General features: G+C 70.8%; 17 protein-coding genes. 14 read left to right on the top strand and 3 right to left on the bottom strand.

The window, feature by feature from the left end:
* Positions 1-49 precede the first annotated feature (49 nt).
* The gene (locus ACFYY7_RS25035) at positions 50-1678 is read right to left on the bottom strand and encodes an acyl-CoA synthetase (RefSeq protein WP_388664650.1); all 1629 of its coding nucleotides are present in this window, start codon (positions 1676-1678) and stop codon (positions 50-52) included.
* 167 nt (positions 1679-1845) lie between these two features.
* Between ACFYY7_RS25035 and ACFYY7_RS25030 the strand changes: the two genes are divergently transcribed.
* From ACFYY7_RS25030 to ACFYY7_RS25000, 7 genes are all read left to right on the top strand, one after another.
* Positions 1846-2646, top strand: a complete 801-nt coding sequence (locus ACFYY7_RS25030; protein ID WP_388664648.1) for a crotonase/enoyl-CoA hydratase family protein — start codon at positions 1846-1848, stop codon at positions 2644-2646.
* Positions 2647-2661: 15 nt separating this feature from the next.
* On the top strand, positions 2662-3606 hold the full coding sequence (locus ACFYY7_RS25025; RefSeq protein ID WP_388664646.1) for a Zn-ribbon domain-containing OB-fold protein: 945 nt from the start codon (positions 2662-2664) through the stop codon (positions 3604-3606).
* Entirely contained in the window at positions 3607-4659 is a 1053-nt protein-coding gene (locus ACFYY7_RS25020; protein WP_388664642.1) for a thiolase domain-containing protein, read from the top strand.
* Entirely contained in the window at positions 4652-5818 is a 1167-nt protein-coding gene (locus tag ACFYY7_RS25015) for a thiolase domain-containing protein (RefSeq protein WP_388664640.1), read from the top strand. The genes ACFYY7_RS25020 and ACFYY7_RS25015 overlap by 8 nt, the downstream gene beginning before the upstream one ends.
* 102 nt (positions 5819-5920) lie before the next feature.
* Positions 5921-6163 (top strand): DUF397 domain-containing protein, encoded by a 243-nt coding sequence (locus ACFYY7_RS25010; RefSeq protein WP_388664638.1) that lies wholly within the window; start codon positions 5921-5923, stop codon positions 6161-6163.
* A gap of 319 nt (positions 6164-6482) precedes the next feature.
* Positions 6483-6983: a hypothetical protein gene (locus ACFYY7_RS25005; RefSeq protein ID WP_018550733.1), complete on the top strand. Its 501-nt coding sequence runs from the start codon at positions 6483-6485 to the stop codon at positions 6981-6983.
* Positions 6984-7291: 308 nt separating this feature from the next.
* The gene (locus ACFYY7_RS25000) at positions 7292-9526 is read left to right on the top strand and encodes a glycoside hydrolase N-terminal domain-containing protein (protein WP_388664739.1); all 2235 of its coding nucleotides are present in this window, start codon (positions 7292-7294) and stop codon (positions 9524-9526) included.
* Here ACFYY7_RS25000 and ACFYY7_RS24995 read toward each other — a convergent pair.
* Positions 9502-11715: a germacradienol/geosmin synthase gene (locus ACFYY7_RS24995; RefSeq protein WP_388664636.1), complete on the bottom strand. Its 2214-nt coding sequence runs from the start codon at positions 11713-11715 to the stop codon at positions 9502-9504. The two genes, ACFYY7_RS25000 and ACFYY7_RS24995, sit on opposite strands and share 25 nt — an antisense overlap.
* 400 nt (positions 11716-12115) lie before the next feature.
* Between ACFYY7_RS24995 and ACFYY7_RS24990 the strand changes: the two genes are divergently transcribed.
* Both ACFYY7_RS24990 and ACFYY7_RS24985 read left to right on the top strand, forming a co-directional pair.
* Positions 12116-13447 carry an N-acetylmuramoyl-L-alanine amidase gene (locus tag ACFYY7_RS24990; RefSeq protein ID WP_388664634.1) on the top strand — a complete coding sequence of 444 codons (1332 nt, stop codon included), beginning with the start codon at positions 12116-12118 and terminating at the stop codon, positions 13445-13447.
* 68 nt (positions 13448-13515) lie between these two features.
* On the top strand, positions 13516-13785 hold the full coding sequence (locus ACFYY7_RS24985; protein WP_388664632.1) for a hypothetical protein: 270 nt from the start codon (positions 13516-13518) through the stop codon (positions 13783-13785).
* A gap of 52 nt (positions 13786-13837) precedes the next feature.
* Here the strand turns inward: ACFYY7_RS24985 and ACFYY7_RS24980 are convergent, their stop codons facing one another.
* Positions 13838-15025, bottom strand: coding sequence for an ROK family protein (locus ACFYY7_RS24980; RefSeq protein ID WP_388664630.1), 1188 nt, complete (start codon positions 15023-15025; stop codon positions 13838-13840).
* 165 nt (positions 15026-15190) lie between these two features.
* Here ACFYY7_RS24980 and ACFYY7_RS24975 point away from each other — a divergent pair, with 165 nt between their 5' ends.
* The 5 genes from ACFYY7_RS24975 to ACFYY7_RS24955 are packed head-to-tail and all read left to right on the top strand — an operon-like array spanning position 15191 to position 20772.
* Positions 15191-16678, top strand: a complete 1488-nt coding sequence (locus ACFYY7_RS24975) for a sugar ABC transporter ATP-binding protein (protein ID WP_388664628.1) — start codon at positions 15191-15193, stop codon at positions 16676-16678.
* Positions 16675-17691, top strand: coding sequence for an ABC transporter permease (locus ACFYY7_RS24970; protein ID WP_388664626.1), 1017 nt, complete (start codon positions 16675-16677; stop codon positions 17689-17691). The genes ACFYY7_RS24975 and ACFYY7_RS24970 overlap by 4 nt, the downstream gene beginning before the upstream one ends.
* A complete protein-coding gene (locus ACFYY7_RS24965; protein WP_383713149.1) occupies positions 17688-18692 on the top strand; it encodes an ABC transporter permease in 1005 nt (334 codons plus the stop codon). Before ACFYY7_RS24970 ends, ACFYY7_RS24965 begins: the two co-directional genes overlap by 4 nt.
* Positions 18689-19903: an ABC transporter substrate-binding protein gene (locus ACFYY7_RS24960; protein ID WP_388664624.1), complete on the top strand. Its 1215-nt coding sequence runs from the start codon at positions 18689-18691 to the stop codon at positions 19901-19903. Before ACFYY7_RS24965 ends, ACFYY7_RS24960 begins: the two co-directional genes overlap by 4 nt.
* On the top strand, positions 19900-20772 hold the full coding sequence (locus ACFYY7_RS24955; RefSeq protein WP_388664622.1) for a sugar phosphate isomerase/epimerase family protein: 873 nt from the start codon (positions 19900-19902) through the stop codon (positions 20770-20772). The genes ACFYY7_RS24960 and ACFYY7_RS24955 overlap by 4 nt, the downstream gene beginning before the upstream one ends.
* The last annotated feature ends 69 nt before the right edge of the window (positions 20773-20841 follow it).

The raw sequence follows: 20841 nt of genomic DNA, 5'->3' as shown, positions 1-20841 counted from the left end.
GCTCGGTGACCGTGACCGGGCCCGGTCCGCCCCGCGGCCGGGCCCGCCCTCACTCCCCGGATCCGGGCCGCGGTGCGACGACCGAGCGGGCCCACCGGTAGTCGGCCTTGCCGCTGGGCGAGCGCTGGATCCGGCGGGTGATCACCAGCCGGCGGGGGATCTTGTAGCCCGCCAGCCGGGTCCGGCAGTGGGCCTGGAGATCGTCGAGCGTGGGCTCGGCCGCACCCTCGCGCAGCTGCACCACCGCCGCGACACGGTTGCCCCACCGTTCGTCGGGAACCGCGGCGACCAGTGCGTCGTACACGTCCGGGTGGGCCTTCAGCGCCTGCTCGACCTCCTCGGGGTACACCTTCTCGCCCCCGGTGTTGATGCACTGCGAGCCGCGGCCGAGGACCGTGACGATGCCCTCCTCGTCTACCGTCGCCATGTCCCCGAGCAGGACCCATCGCTCGTCGCCCCGCCGGAAGAAGGTCTCCGCGGTCTTGCCGGGGTCGTTGTAGTAGCCGAGCGGCACGTGCCCGCGCTGGGCGATCCGTCCCGGCTCACCCGGAGCCACCGGCTCGTACGTCGCCGGATCGACCACCGCCGTACGGGAGTTGACCCGGAGCCGGAACCCGTTCTCCGGCCCGGAGTCGGCGGTCGCCGTGCCGTTGAACCCGGACTCCGACGAGCCGAAGTTGTTCAGCAGCATCACCGTCGGCACCAGTTCCTGGAATTCGGCGCGCACCGAGTCCGACATGATCGCGCCCGAACTGGACACCGAGAACATCGCGGAGCAGTCGGTGCCCTTCAGTGGGCCCTTCAGTGCGTCGATCAGCGGCCGCAGCATCGCGTCGCCCACCAGTGACACACTGGTGACCTTCTCCTTCTCGATCGTACGGAGCACCTCCTCGGGCACGAACTTGCGGTGGACCACGACCCGCTGCCCGAAGTTGAAACCGATGAAGGCGGTGAGCGTCGAGGTGCCGTGCATCAGCGGCGGAGTGGGGAAGAAGGTGATCCCGTCACCGCCCGCGGCGACCCGCTCGGCCAGCTCCTGCGGGGACTTCACCGGCTCGCCGGTGGGTGCGCCCCCGCCGAGGCCGGAGAAGAAGAGGTCCTCCTGGCGCCACATCACACCCTTGGGCATTCCGGTGGTGCCGCCGGTGTAGATGATGAACTGGTCGTCGGCCGACCGCGGCGGGAACCCGCGCTCCGGGCTGCCGGACGCCTCGGCATCGGTGAAGGCGACGGCGTCCGGGCCGCGTACCCCCGCCTCCGGCACCCCCACCCGTACGAGATGGCGCAGGCCGGGGGCCTTCGGCGCGGCGGCCGCGACCCGTTCGTCGAACTCGGCGTCGAAGACCAACGCGGCCAGATCCGCGTCACGGTAGAGGTAGATCAACTCCTCTTCCACGTAACGGTAGTTCACGTTGACGGGAACGATGCGGGCCTTCAGGCAGGCCAGCACGGTCTGGAGGTACTCCACCCCGTTGTAGAGGTGCAGCCCCAGATGCTCGCCCGGAGTGATGCCCGCCTCGATCAGATGGTGGGCCAGGCGGTTGGCCGCCGCGTCCAGCTCCGCGTACGTCAGCCGGCGCTCCGCGCCCGTGCCGGGATGGTCGACGTAGACGAGCGCCTCGCGTTCCGGGACCGCGTCGACGACCGACTCGAACAGGTCGGCAAGGTTGTACTCCACCGTTCCTCCTGACCCCGGAATCTGACTGGCTCGGCGGTCATTAGAGCGCCGGGAGGCTCAACTGGGAAGGGGTGCCGTCGAGGAAATCTGACTAGCTGTCAGAAAACTATTGAACTGGGCCACCGCCTACTGCAACCTGTTCTAGGTCTTTAGACGGGAGGCGGACAATGGGTGGTACGGAACACCTTGTCGTGCAGCGCGAGGGCGCCACACTGGTGCTCACCCTGAACAGGCCGGAGGCGAAGAACGCCCTGTCGCTGCCGATGCTGGTCGGGCTCTACGACGGCTGGCTGGCGGCGGACGAGGACGACACGATCCGCTCGGTGATCCTCACCGGCGCGGGCGGCTGCTTCTGCGCCGGCATGGACCTCAAGGCCCTGGCGGGCAAGGGAATGGAGGGCGAGCAGTACCGGGACCGCATGACTGCCGACCCCGATCTGCACTGGAAGGCGATGCTGCGCCACCACCGCCCCCGCAAACCGGTCATCGCCGCCGTGGAGGGCCACTGCGTCGCGGGAGGCACCGAGATCCTCCAGGGCACCGACATCCGGATCGCCGGGGCGGGCGCCACCTTCGGGCTCTTCGAGGTGCAGCGCGGTCTCTTCCCCATCGGCGGGTCGACGGTCCGGCTGCCGCGCCAGATCGCCCGGACGCACGCGCTCGAAATGCTCCTCACCGGACGTGCGTACAGCGCCGAGGAGGCGGCCGGCATCGGGCTGATCGGCCGGGTCGTCCCCGACGGCACGGCACTGGAGGAGGCCCTCGCCGTCGCCGAACGGATCAACGCCTGCGGACCGCTCGCCGTCGAAGCCGTCAAGGCGTCCGTGTACGAGACCGCGGAGATGACCGAGACCGAGGGACTGGCCGCCGAACTGAAGCGCGGCTGGCCGGTGTTCGCGACCGAAGACGCCAAGGAAGGCGCCCGCGCCTTCGCCGAGAAGCGGCCGCCCGTCTACCGGCGCGCCTGAGCCGAGGAGTCAACCGTGCCCGAAACCCTCAGCGCACCGCTGGTGGTCGAATTCCCCTTCACCCGCTCCCTGGGGCCCGTCCAGAGCGCCTTCCTCACCGGACTGCGCGAACGCACCGTCCTCGGCGTGACCACCGCCGGGGGAAAGGTCCTGGTCCCGCCCGTCGAGTACGACCCCGTCACCGCGGAGGAGCTCCGCGAACTGACCGAGGTCGCCGCCACCGGCACCGTCACCACCTGGGCCTGGAACCCCGCCCCCCGCCCCGCCCAGCCCCTCGCCACCCCCTTCGCCTGGGTCCTGGTCCGGCTCGACGGCGCCGACACCGCACTGCTGCACGCCCTCGACGCCCCCGGCCCCGACGCCGTGCACAGCGGCATGCGGGTACGGATCCGCTGGGCCGACGAACGCACCGGCGCGATCACCGACATTGCCTGCTTCGAGCCGTACGAGGGCGATGACACCGGGCAGTCGACCCCGCACGACGGGGAGTTCACCGACCCCGTCACCGGCATCGTCACCCCGGCCCGGCTCGACTACCGGTACAGCCCCGGCCGCGCCCAGAGCGCCTACCTCGACGCACTCTCCCGGCAGCACATCGTCGGCGAGCGCTGCCCGTCCTGCCACAAGGTGTACGTACCGCCCCGCGGAGCCTGCCCCACCTGCGGCGTCGCCACCACCGAACAGGTCGAGGTCGGCCCGCGCGGCACCGTCACCACGTTCTGCATCGTCAACATCAAGGCCAAGAACCTGGACATCGAAGTCCCCTACGTCTATGCGCACATCGCGCTCGACGGGGCGGACCTCGCACTGCACGCCCGGATCGGCGGCATCCCGTACGACCAGGTGCGCATGGGCCTGCGCGTCGAACCCGTCTGGACCGAGGGCGGGCGGCACCCCGATCACTACCGGCCGACCGGCGAGCCCGACGCCGACTACGACGCGTACAAGGAGCTGCTCTAGATGCGAGACGTGGCGATCGTCGCCTTCGCGCAGACCGACCATCTGCGGCAGACCGACGAACTCTCCGAAGTCGAGATACTGATGCCCGTCCTCCACCAGGTCCTGGACGCGACCGGGCTCAGGGCGAGCGACATCGGCTTCACCTGCTCCGGCTCCAGCGACTACCTCGCGGGCCGGGCCTTCTCCTTCACCATGGCGCTCGACGGCGTCGGTGCCAACCCGCCGATCTCCGAGTCCCACGTGGAGATGGACGGAGCCTGGGCGCTGTACGAGGCCTGGGTGAAGATCCAGACCGGCCAGGCGGACACCGCGCTCGTCTACTCCTACGGAAAGTCCTCGCCCGGTGAGGTGCGTGACGTCCTCACCCGCCAGCTCGACCCGTACTACGTCGGCCCGCTCTGGCCGGACTCCGTGGCGCTCGCCGCCCTCCAGGCCCAGGCGCTGATCGACGCGGGCGACACGGACGAGACGGCTCTCGCCGCGATCGCCCACCGCAGCCGTGCCGCCGCGGCGGACAACCCGCACGCCCAGCTCAAGGGAGTGGTCCCGGCCGGCGACTACGTCGTGCGGCCACTGCGCACCGGCGACTGCCCACCGGTCGGCGACGGCGCGGCCGCCGTGATCCTCGCCGCCGGTGACACCGCACGGGCCCTGTGCCCCCGCCCCGCCTGGATCCGGGGCATCGACCACCGCATCGAGGCCCACTCCCTCGGTGTGCGGGAGCTGACCGACTCACCGTCCACCCGGCTCGCAGCGACCCACGCCGGGGCCTTCGAACGGCCCGTGGACACCGCCGAGTTGCACGCCCCGTTCACCTCCCAGGAGGTGGTGCTGCGCAAGGCGCTCCGACTCGACGACAGCGTCGACGTCAACCCGTCCGGCGGCGCGCTCGCCGCCAACCCCGTCATGGCGGCCGGGCTGATCCGCCTCGGCGAGGCCGCTGCCCGCATCCACCGCGGCGAGTCCGACCGGGCACTCGCCCACGCCACCTCCGGGCCCTGCCTCCAGCAGAACCTGGTCGCCGTCCTCGAAGGGGAGAGCGCTCATGCCTGAGGAGCCCGTGGCCGTCGTCGGCATCGGCCAGACGAAGCACGTAGCCGCACGCCGGGACGTGTCCATCGCCGGACTCGTCCGCGAGGCCGCCGTCCGCGCACTGGAGGACGCGGCCCTGACCTGGGCGGACATCGACGCCGTCGTCATCGGCAAGGCCCCCGACTTCTTCGAGGGCCTGATGATGCCGGAGCTCTATCTCGCCGACGCCCTCGGCGCGGTCGGCAAACCGATGCTCCGGGTGCACACCGCGGGCTCGGTCGGCGGTTCCACCGCGCTGGTCGCCGCCAATCTGGTCTCCGCGCGGGTGCACCGCACCGTCCTCACACTCGCCTTCGAGAAGCAGTCCGAGTCCAACGCCATGTGGGGGCTCTCGCTGCCGATCCCGTTCCAGCAGCCACTGCTGGCCGGAGCGGGCGGCTTCTTCGCCCCGCACGTACGGGCGTACATGCGCCGGACCGGGGCGCCGGACACGGTGGGCTCCCTCGTCGCGTACAAGGACCGCCGCAACGCGCTCAAGAATCCCTACGCGCACATCCACGACCCCGACATCACCCTGGAGAAGGTCCGCTCGGCACCGATGCTCTGGGACCCGATCCGCTATTCGGAGACCTGCCCTTCCTCCGACGGGGCCTGCGCGATGGTGCTCACCGACCGTGCCGGGGCGGCCCGTTCGCCGCAACCGCCCGCCTGGGTGCACGGCGGCGCGATGCGCAGCGAGCCGACCCTCTTCGCGGGAAAGGACTTCGTCTCGCCGCGGGCGGGCCGCGACTGCGCCGCCGATGTGTACCGGCAGGCGGGCATCAGCGACCCCCGGCGGGAGATCGACGCCGCGGAGATGTACGTGCCCTTCTCCTGGTACGAGCCGATGTGGCTGGAGAACCTGGGCTTCGCCGACGAGGGGGAGGGCTGGAAGCTCACCGAGTCCGGCGTCACCGAACTCGACGGCGACCTGCCGGTGAACCCGTCGGGCGGCGTGCTCTCCACCAACCCCATCGGCGCCTCCGGCATGATCCGCTTCGCCGAAGCCGCGTTGCAGGTACGTGGGCAGGCGGGCGAACACCAGGTGGCGGGTGCCCGGAAGGCGCTCGGCCACGCCTACGGGGGCGGGGCGCAGTTCTTCTCCATGTGGCTGGTCGGAGCCGAGCCGCCCAGCAGCTGACACCGGTCGGTCCCGGGCCGGCGGAGGCCCCCTTCGCGCCCTGTCCGGGACCGCCGGGGGTGACTACCCTTTGGCCCGGGACGACAAGTGGGAGGAGCCGACGTGGCGGAGCGCACCACGGCCCAGCATCCCTTCGCGGGCTGGGACAAGCCGGATCTCGACCTCGGCAACGCGCAGTGGAGGTCGGGCAGTCAGGGCGCGGGGGACGTCCAGATCGCCTTCGTCGAGGGATTCGTCGCGATGCGCAACGCGGGGAAACCCGGCAGCGCGTCGCTCGTCTTCACCCCGGCCGAATGGCGCGCCTTCGTGGTGAACGCCCGCGAGGGCGAGTTCGACCTCACCTGAGGGTGCGCCGTGACGTGACATTTCGCGGCTCCGGGGCCGGGGGGCGGGGGCCGGGGCTCCGGACCGCGACCCCTCGACCCGCGATCACCCGATCGGCGGCACGGCGGGGCGGAACGCGGCCGACGGGGACCGCACACCGTGGGTGGCGCGGTCGCTGCGAGCGGTGAGCGTGATCTCCGGACCCCGGCCGAGCGGAGCGTGACCGGGGCGGGACCCCGGCCGCGGAAATCCTCCCCGCAGCCGGGCCGCGTACGCTTCGGCGCCCCGGCCTGCGCGGACCCGGCTCCGCAAGGTGAGCCCGGACACGTAACATGTCTGCATGTCCTTCCTCCGCCGCCGTAGCGCCGCCACACCCGCGGGCCCCGACTTCGACGTCCTGGCCATGGACCCGGGGGACTGGCCCGGAAATCTCGGCGCGGGTCTGCTGCCCGCGCCCGACGGAAGCTGTCAGGGCGTCTTCCTGCGCTACGACCTGTTCGGCGGCCGCGGCCCCGCGATGATCATCGGCAACCTCCCGGAGGGTTCGCCCGCCCGCGAGACCGAGGAGGGACAGGTTCCGTTCGAGGTCGCCCAGCTGCTGCTCGCGCTGGAGAACGACGAGCCGGTCGAGGTCACCGGCACGGAGGACATGCCCGTCATGCAGGGCGACAACCTGCTGATCGTGCGCCGCGTCAAGCTCTCCGAGAGCCGGATCTCCTGCGTCCAGTTCGACCGCAGCGACGGTGTGCTGGTCACCATCGCCAGCTGGGACCGGCCGATCACCGACGACCTGTACACCCTGCTCAAGCCGCTGCCCGCCGAGCTGTTCCAGCAGGGCTGACTTCGAACCGCTCGCCGGCCGCCCGCACGTACCGGGCGGCTGCGGGGCGCACCTCCCGACATCCGTCCAAGTGCTCGCGGCCTCCGTCCAAGAGGCCGCTTTGTCATGCTCCTTGTCGGGTCGGTCATCGGACCTTTACCGTCGGCGGCATGACATCCGGGATCACGCGACGTACCACCGTGAAGACAGCAATAGGGGCAACCGGTGCGCTGGCACTGGGAATCCCTGCCCTTTCCGGCACGGCTGCTGCTGCCGGTACCTCCGATGAATCGGTGGGAGCCGCCGACTCGAAGAGACAGGCGGAGCCAGTGCTCCGGTACGACGCGCCGGCCGCGGGCTGGGAGCGCGAGTCGCTGCCCATCGGCGGCGGTGCCCTCGGCGCGAGCGTGTTCGGGACACTCGCCTCCGAGCAGCTCACCTTCAACGAGAAGACCCTGTGGACCGGCGGCCCCGGCTCCGCCCAGGGCTACGACTTCGGGAACTGGACCGCTCCCAGGCCCGGCGCCCTCGCCGACGTGCAGCAGCGCCTCGACAGCCAGGGCGCTCTCGGGCCGGGCACCGTCGCCGCCGAACTCGGGCAGCCGCGCCGCGGCTACGGCGCCTACCAGGTCTTCGGCGACCTGAGACTGGATCTGCCGAATGCCCCGGCCGCCCCCGACGCCTCCTACCGCCGCACCCTCGACCTGCGCAACGCCCTCGCCGCCGTGACCTACACCCACCAAGGGGCCAGGCACACAAGGGAGTTCTTCGTCTCCCACCCGGGCCGGGTCATCGCGGGCCGCCTCGGCGCCGACCGCCGGGGACAGGTCTCCTTCACCCTGCGCTACACCTCGCCCCGCAGCGACTGCACCGTCACCGCCGACCGGGACCGGCTCACCGTACGCGGCGCCCTCAAGGACAACGGTCTGCGCTTCGAGGCCCAGATCCGCGTCCGGACCAAGGGCGGCACCGTCACCGCGGGCGCGGACGGCACCCTCACCGTCACCGGCGCCGACAGCGCCTGGTTCTTCCTCGCCGCGGGCACCGACTACGCCGACAGCTACCCCGCCTACCGGGGCGACGACCCGCACACCGCGGTCACCGCCGCCGTGGACCTTGCCGCACGGACCTCGTACGAGAAGGTCCGCGACGCCCATGTGCGCGACCACCGCGCCCTCTTCGACCGGGTCGCCCTCGACATCGGCCAGGAACTGCCCGACCTGCCCACCGACCGGCTGCTCGCCGCTTACACGGGCGGGACGAGCCCCGCCGACCGGGCCCTGGAGGCGCTGTTCTTCCAGTACGGCCGCTATCTTCTGATCGCCTCCTCACGGGCCGGCTCGCTGCCCGCCAACCTCCAGGGCGTGTGGAACAACTCGACCACCCCACCCTGGTCCGCCGACTACCACAGCAACATCAATCTGCAGATGAACTACTGGCTCGCCGAGGTCACCAACCTCGCCGAGACCACCGCACCGTACGACCGCTACATCGAGGCGATGCGCGCCCCCGGCCGCAGGACGGCGAAGGAGATGTTCGGGACCGCCGGCTGGGTGGTGCACAACGAGACCAACCCGTACGGCTTCACCGGTGTCCACGACTGGTCCACCGCCTTCTGGTTCCCGGAAGCGGCCGCCTGGCTCACCCAGCAGATGTACGAGCACTACCGGTTCAGCGGATCCACCGGCTACCTGCGCTCCACCGCCTATCCGGCGATGAAGGAGGCGGCCGAGTTCTGGCTGGCCAATCTGCGCACCGACCCGCGGGACGGACTGCTCGTCGTCACCCCCAGCTACTCACCCGAGCACGGCGACTTCACCGCCGGTGCCGCGATGTCCCAGCAAATCGTGCACGACCTCCTCACCAACACCCTGGAGGCCGCCCGGACCCTCGGCGACACACCGGCCTTCCGGAGCAGGCTGGAGACCGTCCTCGGCCGGCTCGACCCCGGACTGCGGATCGGGTCGTGGGGACAGCTCCAGGAGTGGAAGACCGACCGGGACGACCCGGCCGACGAACACCGCCATGTCTCGCACCTCTTCGCCCTGCACCCCGGGCGGCAGATCGAACCCGGCAGCAAGTGGGCCGAAGCGGCCGAGGTCTCCCTCGGAGCCCGCGGCGACGGCGGCACCGGCTGGTCGAAGGCTTGGAAGATCAACTTCTGGGCGCGGCTGCGCGACGGCGACCACGCCCACCGGATGCTCGCCGAACAGCTGAAGCACTCCACCCTGCCCAACCTCTGGGACACCCACCCGCCCTTCCAGATCGACGGCAACTTCGGCGCCACCTCGGGCATCGCCGAAATGCTGCTGCAGAGCCAGCACGACACCGTCGACATCCTCCCCGCCCTCCCCTCGGACTGGCCGGACGGATCGGTGCGCGGGCTGCGTGCCAGGGGAGGCTTCACCGTCGACATCGAATGGGCCGCCGGGCAAACCCGCCGTGTGGTGATCACGGCGAGCCGCACCCGCGAAGTGACCGTCCGCAGCTCGCTGTTCGCGAGCGGCGAGAAAGTATTCAAGACACGTGCCGGAGGCCGCTACACGCTGACCGCCGAGGGCTGAGCGAACAGCGCGGTCACCCGCGCCGCCGACACACCGAGCCCCGTGGGACCGCTGAGGTGCCACGGGGTGCCGGTGCCGCGCAGCAGGTCCTGCTCCCGGTAGCGCCGGCAGTCCCGGTGCCAGATCAGGATGCCCGCGATCCAGTGCTTGAGCTCCTGCACGTACCCGGCCAGGACCTCACGGGCCTCCGCGTCCAGCCCGAAGTCGTCGTAGAGCACGGGGAGTTCCTGCGCGGCGACGTGCAGGAACTGCCGCAGCCGCGACTTCATCAGGTCGTGCACGATCGCCACCCCGGTCGGATAGTCCACCCCGAAGAAGTTCTGCACGACCAGCACGCCGTTGTGCACCTCGCCCTCGAACTCGATCTCCTTCTGGTACGAGAACAGGTCGTTGAGCAGACACGCGTAGTCCGCCGCCGCGTTCTCCAGGGAGCGCAGCGGCCCGCTGCGGTAGATCTCCGGCGGAACCTTCCTGCCATGGCCCAGCCGGCACAGGCTCATCGTGAGGTCGGAGCCGAAGGTCATGCGCCGCATCTCGACGTAGTCCACCGGGTCGGGGATGCGGTTCTGCACCTGGTTGGCCAGCTCCCACACCCAGCTCGCGGTCATGTCCTCGACCGCCTTGCGGAACGCGCTGCGCCCGCTCGCGTCCATCGGGGCCGAGGTCCGCGCCCAGAGATCGGCGAGCCCCCGCTCCAGGGCGTTGACCGGCTCGGGTGTCCCGGACCCGTCGAGCGGCATGAACAGCGACAGCCGCTCGTTGGCGAGCTTGGCGCCCGCCAGATCGCGGGCCCGCCCGTGCACCACCGGGAACCAGTCGTCGCCGTACGTACCCCACGTCAGCCACTGTGAGGAGAGGTCCAGCTCCTGCGGAGTGGCGTCCGGGTGCAGCCCCGCCGCACACAGTGGCAGATCCGTCGCGAGGAGCCGCGCCTCGTCCCAGATGTGCGAACCGGGCACCCCCGGCTGCGCCTCCAGAATGCCCATCCGGCTCGCCCAGCCGACGATGCGGACCCGCGCCCCGTCCAGATGCGGGCTGAGGGTCGTGCCGAAGGGCAGCTCGATGTCGGGCACCAGCGACGGGCCGACGCGCTGGTGGGGCACGTGGGTGTGGCTGCGCAGCCGGGCCGCCTCCGAGCGCGGGGTGAACCGGATCGAAGCCGCGGCCATCCCGAAGCCGGTGGTGGCCGCTGCGACCGCGCCGTCGTTCATGTAGCGGCTGGAGCGCATGTGCCACTCATGGCCGCCGGACTGCCAGTCCTGCAGGCCCTTGACGTACGCGAGCACCGCCGCGGTCTGCGCCGGGTCGAGCCCCTTCTGGGCGCAGAGCGGGCCGAGTTCGGTGAGCGCGGTGTTCTCGAACTGCTGGAGACGGGACGTCAGAAGGTCGTTCACCGCATCGGCGGCCTCCTGCGTGGAACAGCCGAGGAAGTGCTCCAGGACGAGCACACCGTTGCTGTTCTCGCCCTCGTCCTCCACCTCCCGCTGGTACGAGAAGAGGTCGTTGCGCAGATGCACGGCGTCGGAGAAGGCGTCGCGCAGCACCCGCAGCGCACGCTCGCCGGCCACCGCCTCGGGGACCTCGGCGCCCGCGGCGTACTCCACGAGACCCGCCGACCACGGGGCGCCGCCCACCTTGCGACGCATCTCGATGTACTCGACCGGGTTCGCGATGCGCCCCTCGTTGATGTTGGAGAGCTCCCACAGCGACTCGTTGAGCAGGTTCTCCGTCGCCACGGCGAACCTGGCCCGCCAGGCGTCGGACATGCTTGGCACCGTACGCGTCCACAGATCGGCCAGCCCCGCCTCGACCGGATTGGCCGGCTCCGGCATCGGGGCCCCGCGGTCCATCGGCATGAACGCCGGCAACCGGTCCAGATAGCGCTTGGCGCCCTCGCGGTCGGGGTTGCGTTTGAAGAGCTCCAGGAAGTGGTCGTCGAAGAAGAAGACCCACACGTACCAGTCGGTGACCAGGGAGAGCGCCTCGGCCGAGCAGTCGGGATGGGTGTACGCACACAGCAGCGCGTAGTCGTGGGAGTCGATGTCCTTCTCCTCCCAGATGCCCGAACCCTCCACCATCCCCATGCTGCGCGCCCACTCCTTGGTGTGTACCCGGGCCTCCTCGACATGGGCGTTGAGCCGCGCCGGATGCGGAACGTAGAAGTCCGGCAGGATGAAGGGCTGAGCCATGTGCGTACGGCCTTTCCTGGGGCGCCGCGCGGAGCTCGCGCGGACGTGATCGTGTCGGCGCGAGCACTACCCTTCGTCCGTTCGAGGCACGCACATTCGGGATTAGTCACATAAAACGCATGCGCATGGGTGGGTGTCGGGTGTGCTCCGCCGGCCGTCCGTACGCTGTCCGAGACCCGGACAACAGGCTGTCCAAGGTGCCCGGTTGAAACTTTCCCTCGCAGGTCAGACACCCTGCCAGTGGTCTGGTCCACTGGCTCGATCCGCGACCTCCACGGATCCCTTGACGCGCTGTCATCTCAGGTCGGAGAGTGTGCGCGCACAGCGGATCAGTGAGATCGGAACACGCACGGCTCCATCACGCACGGCTCCATCACGCACGGCTCCAGGAAGGGTTGTCATGACCTCCAAGCAGAGGACCGGACTCGCAATCGCGCTGACAGGTGTCGGCGCACTGAGCATGGCGCTGCTCAGCCCCGTGGCGCAGGCCGGTGCGGACGGGGTGCGACCGGAATGCCCGCGCAGCCTCTCGTGCGACTGGGTGCCGGCGGCCTACCAGCAGACGGGCGACCCGGCCGACAAGGAGACGTACGGGAACTACGACACCGCGGACCGGCCGCACACCAACAAGGTCAGATTCATCGTTCTGCACGACACCGAGGAAGACTTCGACACCACCCTGAAGATCTTCCAGAACCCGCTGAAGCAGACCTCCGCCCACTATGTCGTGCGCTCGGGCGACGGCCATGTCACGCAGATGGTCAAGGGCAAGGACGTCGCCTGGCAGGCCGGTAACTGGTACGTCAACAGCCACTCCATCGGCATCGAGCAGGAGGGCGTCGCCGTCGAGGGTGCCAAGTGGTACACCCCCGAGATGTACCGCTCGACCGCCAAGCTGGTGCGCTACCTCGCTGCCAAGTACGACATACCGCTCGACCGCCAGCACATCATCGGCCACGACGGAGTGCCGCCCACCAGTGCGTCCGGCACCAGGAACATGCACTGGGACCCGGGCACGTACTGGGACTGGAACCGCTTCATGAAGCTGCTCGGCAAGCCCACCGTGCCGAGCGCCCCCAAGAGCAGCGAACTGATCACCGTCAGCCCGGACTTCAAGAAGAACCAGCAGGCCTTCCGTGACTGCGAGAAGGGCGTCGACCTGCCGGTCCAGGGCTCCAGCGCCGTCCCGCTGCACACCGCGCCGTCCGCCGACGCGCCCCTCTTCTCCGACCCCGGCCTCCACACCGACGGCTCGCCCGGCACGAACTGCGCCGCCGACTGGGGCAGCAAGATCAGTGCCACCCAGCAGGCCGTCGTCGCGGACCGCGCCCCCGGCTGGACGGCGATCTGGTGGTACGGCCAGAAGGCCTGGTTCGAGACCCCGGCCCGCAGCGGCACCACCACCCCCACCTCCGGCTACGTCGTCAGGCCGAAGGCCGGCCGCACGGACGTCCCGGTGTACGGGGTCGCGTACCCGGAGAAGTCCGAGTACCCCGCGGACTTCGCGGACAAGCGGGTGGGCGCGCCGCTCCAGTACAAGATCAAGGCCGGCCAGTCCTACCCCGGTGGCGGTGAGGCGCCGACGGGATTCTTCTACGCGCCGACCATCGACTCCTCGTACCCGCTCGACCACTCGTACTTCCGTGGCGAGGAGAAGTACGTGACGGTGCAGATCGGCCACCGGATCGCCTTCGTGAAGGCCTCCGACGTGGACATCGTGCGCACCCGCTGAGGCCGCACCGGGGCCGTCGCAGCGGCGACGGGGCGCCGGGAATCCGTACAGCCGAGAAGGAGGACTTCATGTACAGACCGACCAGGACCGCCGCCACCGCGGCCGCGGGCATCGCCATGGCGCTCGCACTCACCGTCGCCCCGGCCGCCGTCACCGTCGCCACGGCCTCGGCCGCCGCCGCTTCCGAGAACGGGGCGCAGGGCTGGGACGTCTCCGGCTCGTTCGACACCCAGCAGGAGTGTGTCGCGGCCGGGGACGCGGGCGTCGCCGACGGGAGCTGGGCGCAGTACCGGTGCGTGCTGTTCGAGGCCCGGTGGGACCTGATGACTCCGGCGTGACCGCCCGACGCGTGACCGGTGCCCCTCCGCGCGCGCGGAGGGGCACCCGCGCTCACCCCGCGACCAGCCGGTTCACCTGCGCGGGAGACAGCGCGTGCTCGATCGCGAGGATGCCCGCCCCCACCGCCGCCGCGTTCTCGCCCGTACGGCTCGGCTCGATCCGCAGCAACTGGGTGGCCAGCGGATGCGAGCGCCGGTACACCGCCTCCCGGACACCCGCGAGCAACTGATCGTGCACGGCGGCCAGGGCGCCGCCCATCACCACCGTGTCCGGATTGAAGAAGTTCACCAGGCCGGCGAGGACCTCGCCCACCGCCCGCCCGGCCTCCCGCACCATCCGCACCGCGTCCCGGTTCCCGGAACGCACCAGGCGCACGACGTCACTGCCCGATGTCGCGTCCAGCCCCAGCGCGACCAGCTTCGCCGCCAGTGACGCACCGCCCGCGACGGCCTCCAGGCAGCCCGAATTGCCGCACCGGCAGGGATCGTCGAGGTCGCCGACCCGGATGTGGCCGATGTCGCCCGCGCACCCCTGCGCGCCCCGGTGCAGCTTGCCGTCGGCGACGATCCCGCAGCCGATCCCCGTACCGACCTTGATGTACAGCAGATAGCGGCAGTCCGGGAACGCGCGCCGCTGCTCGCCCAGCGCCATCACGTTCACATCGTTGTCGACCAGCGCCCGCACCCCGAAGCGGGAGGCGAAGAACTCCGGGATCGGGTACTGGTGCCAGCCCGGCATGATCGGCGGATCGACCGGACGGCCGGTGGAGAACTCCACCGGACCCGGCACTCCGACACCGATGGACCGCAGCGTCCTCGGCTCCCGGCCGGTCTCCTCCAGCAGCGCCCGCACGGTGCTTTCCACATGCCGCAGCACGGAATCGGGGCCGTCCCCGATCAACAGCGGTTCCTCGTGCGAAGCGAGCGTGGTTCCGCCGATGTCCATCAGCGCCACCCGGCAGTGCGAGGCCCCCAGATCCACCCCGGCCACCGCGTGCTCACGGGTACGCAGCGCCAGCCGTCTCGGCGGCCGGCCGCCGGTGGAGCCTCCGTCGGCGTCCTCGTCCACGAGACCGTGCGCGATCAACGCGTCCACTCGTTGGGAGACTGTCGAGCGGGCCATTCCGGTCACCCGGGCGATGTCGGCGCGGGTCGCGACCGCCCCCGAACCGATCAGCGCGAGCACCTCGCCGGGCGAGTGCGACACGGCAGCGGAATTGCGATCCGACGGCGAAGACATGGCAGTCACCCTAGGGGCGACTTTCGCTGCTCACAAGGCATCTGCTGTTCGTTCATCGGCATAAGTACATTCCAAGTCACCTGAAAACAAAGGTGCTTGAGCCCTTGACACTCCCAATCTTTGTCACGACTCTGCTCTGCAGACCACTGAGCGAGGAGCAGTTCGATGCTGACGATGCAGGGTGTGTCCAAGAGCTTCCTCGGGGTGCGTGTGCTCGATGGGGTGGGGCTCGACCTCGAAGCCGGGGAAGTGCATGCCCTGGTGGGGGAGAACGGCGCCGGAAAGTCGACCCTCATGAAGATCCTCGCGGGCGAGCACTTACCCGACGAGGGGACCCTCACCATCGACGGCACCGCCCACTCCTTCAGCCACCCGGCCCAGGCCCAGGCCGCCGGGGTCGGCATCATCCACCAGGAGTTCGCGCTCCTGACGCACCGCACGGTCGCCGAAAACGTCTTCCTCGGCCGCGAACCGACCAGGTACGGCCTGGTCGACCGGCGAGCCATGGAGCGGCGCACCGCCGAACTCCTGGCCGAACTCGGCGAGACCGGCATCACCCCGCGCACCCCCGTCCACGAGCTGTCCGTCGCACGCCGGCAGACCGTGGAGATCGTCAAGGCCCTCGCATCGGACGTCCGTATCCTGGTGATGGACGAGCCCACCGCCGCACTCGCCGACCACGAGGTCGAGCGACTGGGCGCCCTCGTACGCCGCCTGACCGCCCGCGGAATCGGCATCCTGTACATCTCGCACCGGCTCCGCGAGGTCTTCGACCTCTCGCAGCGCATCACCGTCCTCAAGGACGGCCGCCGCGTCACCACGCTCACCACCCGCGAGACCGACGCCGACACGGTGGTGCGCGCCATGGTGGGACGGGAGCTCGGCGCCTACTACCCGCCCCGGGCCGACCCGGGAGAGCTTGACGAGGAGCGGCTCACGGTGCGCGGCGGCGGCAACTCCAGGATCCGCGGCATCGATCTGACCCTGCGGGCCGGCGAGGTCGTCGGCATCGCCGGACTCCAGGGCTCCGGCCGGACCTCCCTGGCCCGCGCCCTGTTCGGCGCCGCCCCCTTCACCACGGGCACCATGACCGTCGGCGGGGAGCCGCTGCGCCCGGCGAACCCCCGGGAAGCCGTCCGGGCCGGGATCGCCCTGGTCACCGAGGACCGCAAGGGGGAGGGCCTCGCACTGCACCAGTCCGTGGCCGACAACGCGCTGCTCGTGACCCGCGCGGTCCCCGCTCGCGGCGGACCGGCCGCGCGCCGCGAGGTGACCGCGCTGCTGGAGCGCGTACGCCTCCACGCCCACGGCGAGGACCAGCAGGTCCAGTACCTGTCCGGCGGCAACCAGCAGAAGGTCGTCATCGCCAAGTGGCTCGCCGCCGCCCCCCGGGTGCTCCTCTTCGACGAACCGACCCGAGGCGTCGACGTCGGCGCCAAGGCGGCCATCCACACCCTGGTACGGGAACTGGCCCGCGAGGGCCTCGCCGTACTCATCATCTCCTCCGAACTGCCCGAGCTGATCGGCATGAGTGACCGCGTCCTCGTCATGTCCGAAGGCCGCCTCGCCGGCGAACTGCCCGCCGGAGCCACGGAAGAGGCGGTCATGCGCATCGCCACCGGCGGCGGCCCCGCCACGGAGGGAGCAGCATGACCGCACTCCGGCCCGGCCTCGAAACCCGGCCCCGCACCGCCCCGCCCCGGAAGGCCCGCCCCCGCATCACCGGCCCGGTGGCCGGGGTCTGGCTGGCCGCCCTCGCCGTCACCGTGCTCGGCTGGATCACCGTCGCGGCCCGCGGCGGGGACTTCCTGACCGTGACCAACGTGGTGACGATCCTTCAGAACTGCGTCGCCCTCGGCCTCGTGGCCGTCGGCCAGTCCGTCGTCATCCTCACCGGATCGCTCGACCTCTCCGTCGCCTACCTCATCGGCCTGGGTACCCTCGTCGCCGCGGAGACGATGGAGAGCGGCAGCGTGCTCGTCGCGGTCATCGCCGTCCTCGCCCTCAGCGCCGCCGTCGGACTGGCCAACGGGCTGATCGTCACCGGCCTCAAGGTCAACGCCTTCATCGCCACCCTCGGCACCGCCTTCATCCTGCGCGGCTGGATCGAGGACAACTACACCGGCCCCGCCGGCAAGGTCCCCGCCTCCTTCCAGCACCTGGGCTACGACCGGATCGGTCCGGTCCCCGTCTCCCTCTTCCTCCTCCTCGCGGTCGCCGCCGCCCTCTGGCTGATCACCCGCCGCACCCGGCTCGGCCACCACATGTACGCGACCGGCGGCGACGAGCACGCCGCCCGGCTCTCCGGCGTCCGCACCCGGCGCACCGTCGTCACCGCGCACCTGCTGTGCTCGCTCTGTGTCGGCGCGGCGGCCCTCTTCCTCGCCGCACGGCTCGGCGCCGGCGCTCCCTGGGCGGGCACGGAGGCCCGCTACGACCTGGAGTCCATCGCCGCCGTCGTCCTCGGCGGCACCGCGCTCGCCGGCGGGCGCGGGGGAGTGGCGGGCACCCTCGGCGGAGTGCTCGTCCTCGCCGTGCTCGACAGCGTCTTCAACCAGCTGTCCGTGGACCCGTTCTTCAAGAACGTCGTCCGGGGCGTCGTCATCATCGCGGCCGTCGCCCTCTACGCCCGAGGCCGCCGCACCCCGAAGGAGCGGACCGCATGACCACCGCCCAGGCGCCCGCCGGCCGCCGCGCACTGCGTGCCCTCACCACCGGCACACCCGTCTACCTCCTGCTCGTGGTGCTGCTGGCCGCACTCGCCCTCACCGACCCCGGCTTCTACGAACCCGACCGCTTCCTCGCCTTCGTCAAGCGCGCCGCCCCCCTCGTCATCCTGGCCGCCGGCCAGTACCTGGTCATCGTCTGCGGCGAGTTCGACCTCTCCGTCGGGGCGATCGTCACCGCCGGGGTGGTCGTCGCCGCCGAACTGTACGGCTCGTTCCCGGCCGCACCCTGGCTCCTGGTCACCGCGGTCCTGCTGCTCGCCGGAGCCCTCGCCGGACTCGTCAGCGGACTGATCACCACCCTGCTGCGCGTGCCGTCGTTCATCACCACGCTCGGCATGATGCTGATCCTCGAAGGCGCCGTCTTCTTCTGGACCGGCGGTTCGCCCCACGGCTCCCTGCCCGCGGAGTTCCGCAGACTCGGGCGCGGCACCGCGTTCGGCTGGCTGCCGTGGGCCGTACTCGCCTGCGTCGTCGCGGGCCTCCTGGCCGTACGCCTGATGCGTTCCGACTTCGGCCGTACGCTGCTGGCCACCGGCGACAGCGAACGTGCCGCGGCGCTGGCCGGCGTCCGGGTCGCACGCGCCCGGACCATCGCCTTCGTACTCTCCGGCGTCGCGGCCGCCCTCGCGGCGGTACTGGTCGGCGGGTTCTCCGGAGTCTCGGCACAGGCCGGCCGCGGCTACGAGTTCGAGGCGATCACCGCCGTCGTCCTGGGCGGCGTGGTGCTGGGCGGCGGCCGGGGCTCCGTCGTCGCGGCGATGGCCGGGGCGTTCTCGCTCCAGGCACTGTTCACCCTGCTCAACCTCCAGGGCGTCTCCGGCGCACTGGAATCGACCGTGCAAGGCGTCATCGTCATCGCCGCAGTCGCCATCGGCGCAGCCGACTGGTCCCGGCTGCGTCGCCGCGGCAACCGATTCCCGGGAGCGAAAACCTCATGAGTACGCGAAAGCTCGGACACCTCCTCGCGCCGGTCGCCGCCCTGCTCGGTGCGGCCCTGCTCGCGGGCTGTACCAGCGACGCACCGCCCGACGCGCCCACCGCCGGAGCGAGCGGCGGCACGGGCGACCCGGGCACCGGCAAGCAGTCGGAGTTCTTCGACCGGGCCGAGTACGACCGTCAGCTCGGCCTCGCCGAGGTCACCCCGCAGGGGCCCGCCGGAAAGCCGTGGGAGCAGATGCTCCGCCCGGAGCTCGTCGACACCGGTCAGTACAAGAAGAAGGGCTCCGGCGGAATCCACCTCTGCTTCTCCAACGCCGGGGTCTTCAACCCCTGGCGCCAGGTCGGCCTCAAGAACATGCGGGCCGAGTCCGCACTCCACAAGGAGATCACCGAGTTCACCGTTCTCGACGCCCAGGGCAAGGACGACAAACAGATCTCCGACATCCAGGAGCTGGCCGGCCGGGACTGCGACGCCCTGATCGTCTCCCCGAACACCACGGCCACCCTCACCCCCGCCGTCGAGCAGGCCTGCGGCAAGGTGCCCGTGATCGTCTTCGACCGGGGCGTCGAGACCGACTGCGCGGTCACCTTCATCAACCCGATCGGCGGCTACGGATACGGGGCGGTCGCCGCCGACTTCCTCGTCGGAAAGGTGAAGCCCCAGGGGAAGATCCTCGCCCTGCGGATCTCCCCCGGCGTCGATGTGCTGGAGACCCGCTGGTCCGCGGCGAAGCTCGCCTTCGACAAGAGCGGACTCGACGTCGTGGACGTGAAGTTCACCGACGGCGACCCGGCGAAGACCAAGGCGATCGTCACCGACGCCCTCACCCGCAACGGCGACATCGACGGCGTCTGGATGGACTCCGGAGCGACCTCCGTCGCCGCCGTCGAAGCCTTCGAGGACGCCGGCCAGGACGTACCGCCCATCACCGGCGAGGACCAGCAGGACTTCCTCCAGGCCTGGAAGGAGAAGAAGCTCACCGCGATCGCCCCCTCGTACCCCACCTTCCAGTGGCGCACACCGGTCATCGCCGCGCTGAGGATCCTCAAGGGGCAGCAGGTCCCCAAGGAGTGGAAGCTCCCGCAGCCCACCGTCACCCAGGACACCCTCGACCAGTACTACAAGCCCGGCATGCCGCCCCTGCACTACGCGATGTGCGGCTGCGAGAACCTGCCCGGATTCCCGGAGAAATGGGGAGGCAAGAAGTGAGCGTCGCCTTCCCGATCGGTGCCAACCCGTGGATCTGGCACTCGCCGGTGACCTACGAAACGCTCGGTGACGTGCTGCCGAAGCTGTCCGCGTGGGGCTTCGACTGCGTCGAGATCCCGCTGGAGAACGAACGGGACTGGGCGCCCGCATCGGTGGCCAAGCTCCTCGACGCCTGCGGTCTCGTCCCCGCCGCGGTGATCGCCGTCATGCCGCCCGGCCGCGGCCTCGTCCGCACCGAACCGCGGACCGTCCGGGTCACCCAGGACTACCTGTACCGGTGCGTCGACGCCGCCGAGGCCCTCGGCGCCCCCACCGTCGCCGGACCCATGTACGCGGCGGTGGGCCGCACCTGGCGGATGGACCGCGCCGAACGCGCCGCCGCCTACGAGGAGTTGCGGGAGAACCTCGCCCCGGTCGTCGAGCATGCCCGCGCGGCGGGCGTGCGGCTCGCGGTGGAACCCCTCAACCGGTACGAGACGAGCCTGCTCAACACCGTGGACCAGACGCTCGAAGCGCTGACCGGGCTCCCCGAGAGCACCATCGGCCTCGCGCTCGACGTGTACCACCAGAACATCGAGGAACGTTCGCTGCCCGGCGCCGTGCACCGCGCGGCGGGCCGCATCGTCCATGTCCAGGTGTGCGCCAACGACCGGGGCACCCCCGGCGCCGACAGTCTCGACTGGACCGGCTTCCTCGCCGCGCTCGCCACGTGCGGCTACTGGGGCCCGCTCTGCATCGAGTCGTTCACCGCGCACAACGACGCCATCGCGGTCGCCGCCTCGGTCTGGCGGCCGCTCGCCGCCACCCAGGACAGCATCGCCACCGACGGCCTGGCCTTCCTGCGCCAGGCCCTGAGCGCCGTCCCGTAATCCACCCCCCTGTCCCGCTCGTCCGTCCGCAACCCGCAGAGAGGACCCGCTCGTGAGCCGTCACCGATT

This window comes from Streptomyces sp. NPDC001933, from assembly GCF_042890955.1.
GTDB lineage: Bacteria > Actinomycetota > Actinomycetes > Streptomycetales > Streptomycetaceae > Streptomyces.
This window is presented reverse-complemented; position numbering and strand designations above follow the sequence as displayed.

Coding starts and splice junctions, on each gene's coding strand:
- ACFYY7_RS24995 (WP_388664636.1), bottom strand. CDS start 11,715: ATGGCTCAGCCCTTCATCCTGCCGGACTTCTACGTTCCGCATCCGGCG.
- ACFYY7_RS24960 (WP_388664624.1), top strand. CDS start 18,689: ATGAGTACGCGAAAGCTCGGACACCTCCTCGCGCCGGTCGCCGCCCTG.
- ACFYY7_RS24965 (WP_383713149.1), top strand. CDS start 17,688: ATGACCACCGCCCAGGCGCCCGCCGGCCGCCGCGCACTGCGTGCCCTC.
- ACFYY7_RS24980 (WP_388664630.1), bottom strand. CDS start 15,025: ATGTCTTCGCCGTCGGATCGCAATTCCGCTGCCGTGTCGCACTCGCCC.
- ACFYY7_RS24975 (WP_388664628.1), top strand. CDS start 15,191: ATGCTGACGATGCAGGGTGTGTCCAAGAGCTTCCTCGGGGTGCGTGTG.
- ACFYY7_RS24985 (WP_388664632.1), top strand. CDS start 13,516: ATGTACAGACCGACCAGGACCGCCGCCACCGCGGCCGCGGGCATCGCC.
- ACFYY7_RS25015 (WP_388664640.1), top strand. CDS start 4,652: ATGCCTGAGGAGCCCGTGGCCGTCGTCGGCATCGGCCAGACGAAGCAC.
- ACFYY7_RS25030 (WP_388664648.1), top strand. CDS start 1,846: ATGGGTGGTACGGAACACCTTGTCGTGCAGCGCGAGGGCGCCACACTG.
- ACFYY7_RS25020 (WP_388664642.1), top strand. CDS start 3,607: ATGCGAGACGTGGCGATCGTCGCCTTCGCGCAGACCGACCATCTGCGG.
- ACFYY7_RS25005 (WP_018550733.1), top strand. CDS start 6,483: ATGTCCTTCCTCCGCCGCCGTAGCGCCGCCACACCCGCGGGCCCCGAC.
- ACFYY7_RS24990 (WP_388664634.1), top strand. CDS start 12,116: ATGACCTCCAAGCAGAGGACCGGACTCGCAATCGCGCTGACAGGTGTC.
- ACFYY7_RS24970 (WP_388664626.1), top strand. CDS start 16,675: ATGACCGCACTCCGGCCCGGCCTCGAAACCCGGCCCCGCACCGCCCCG.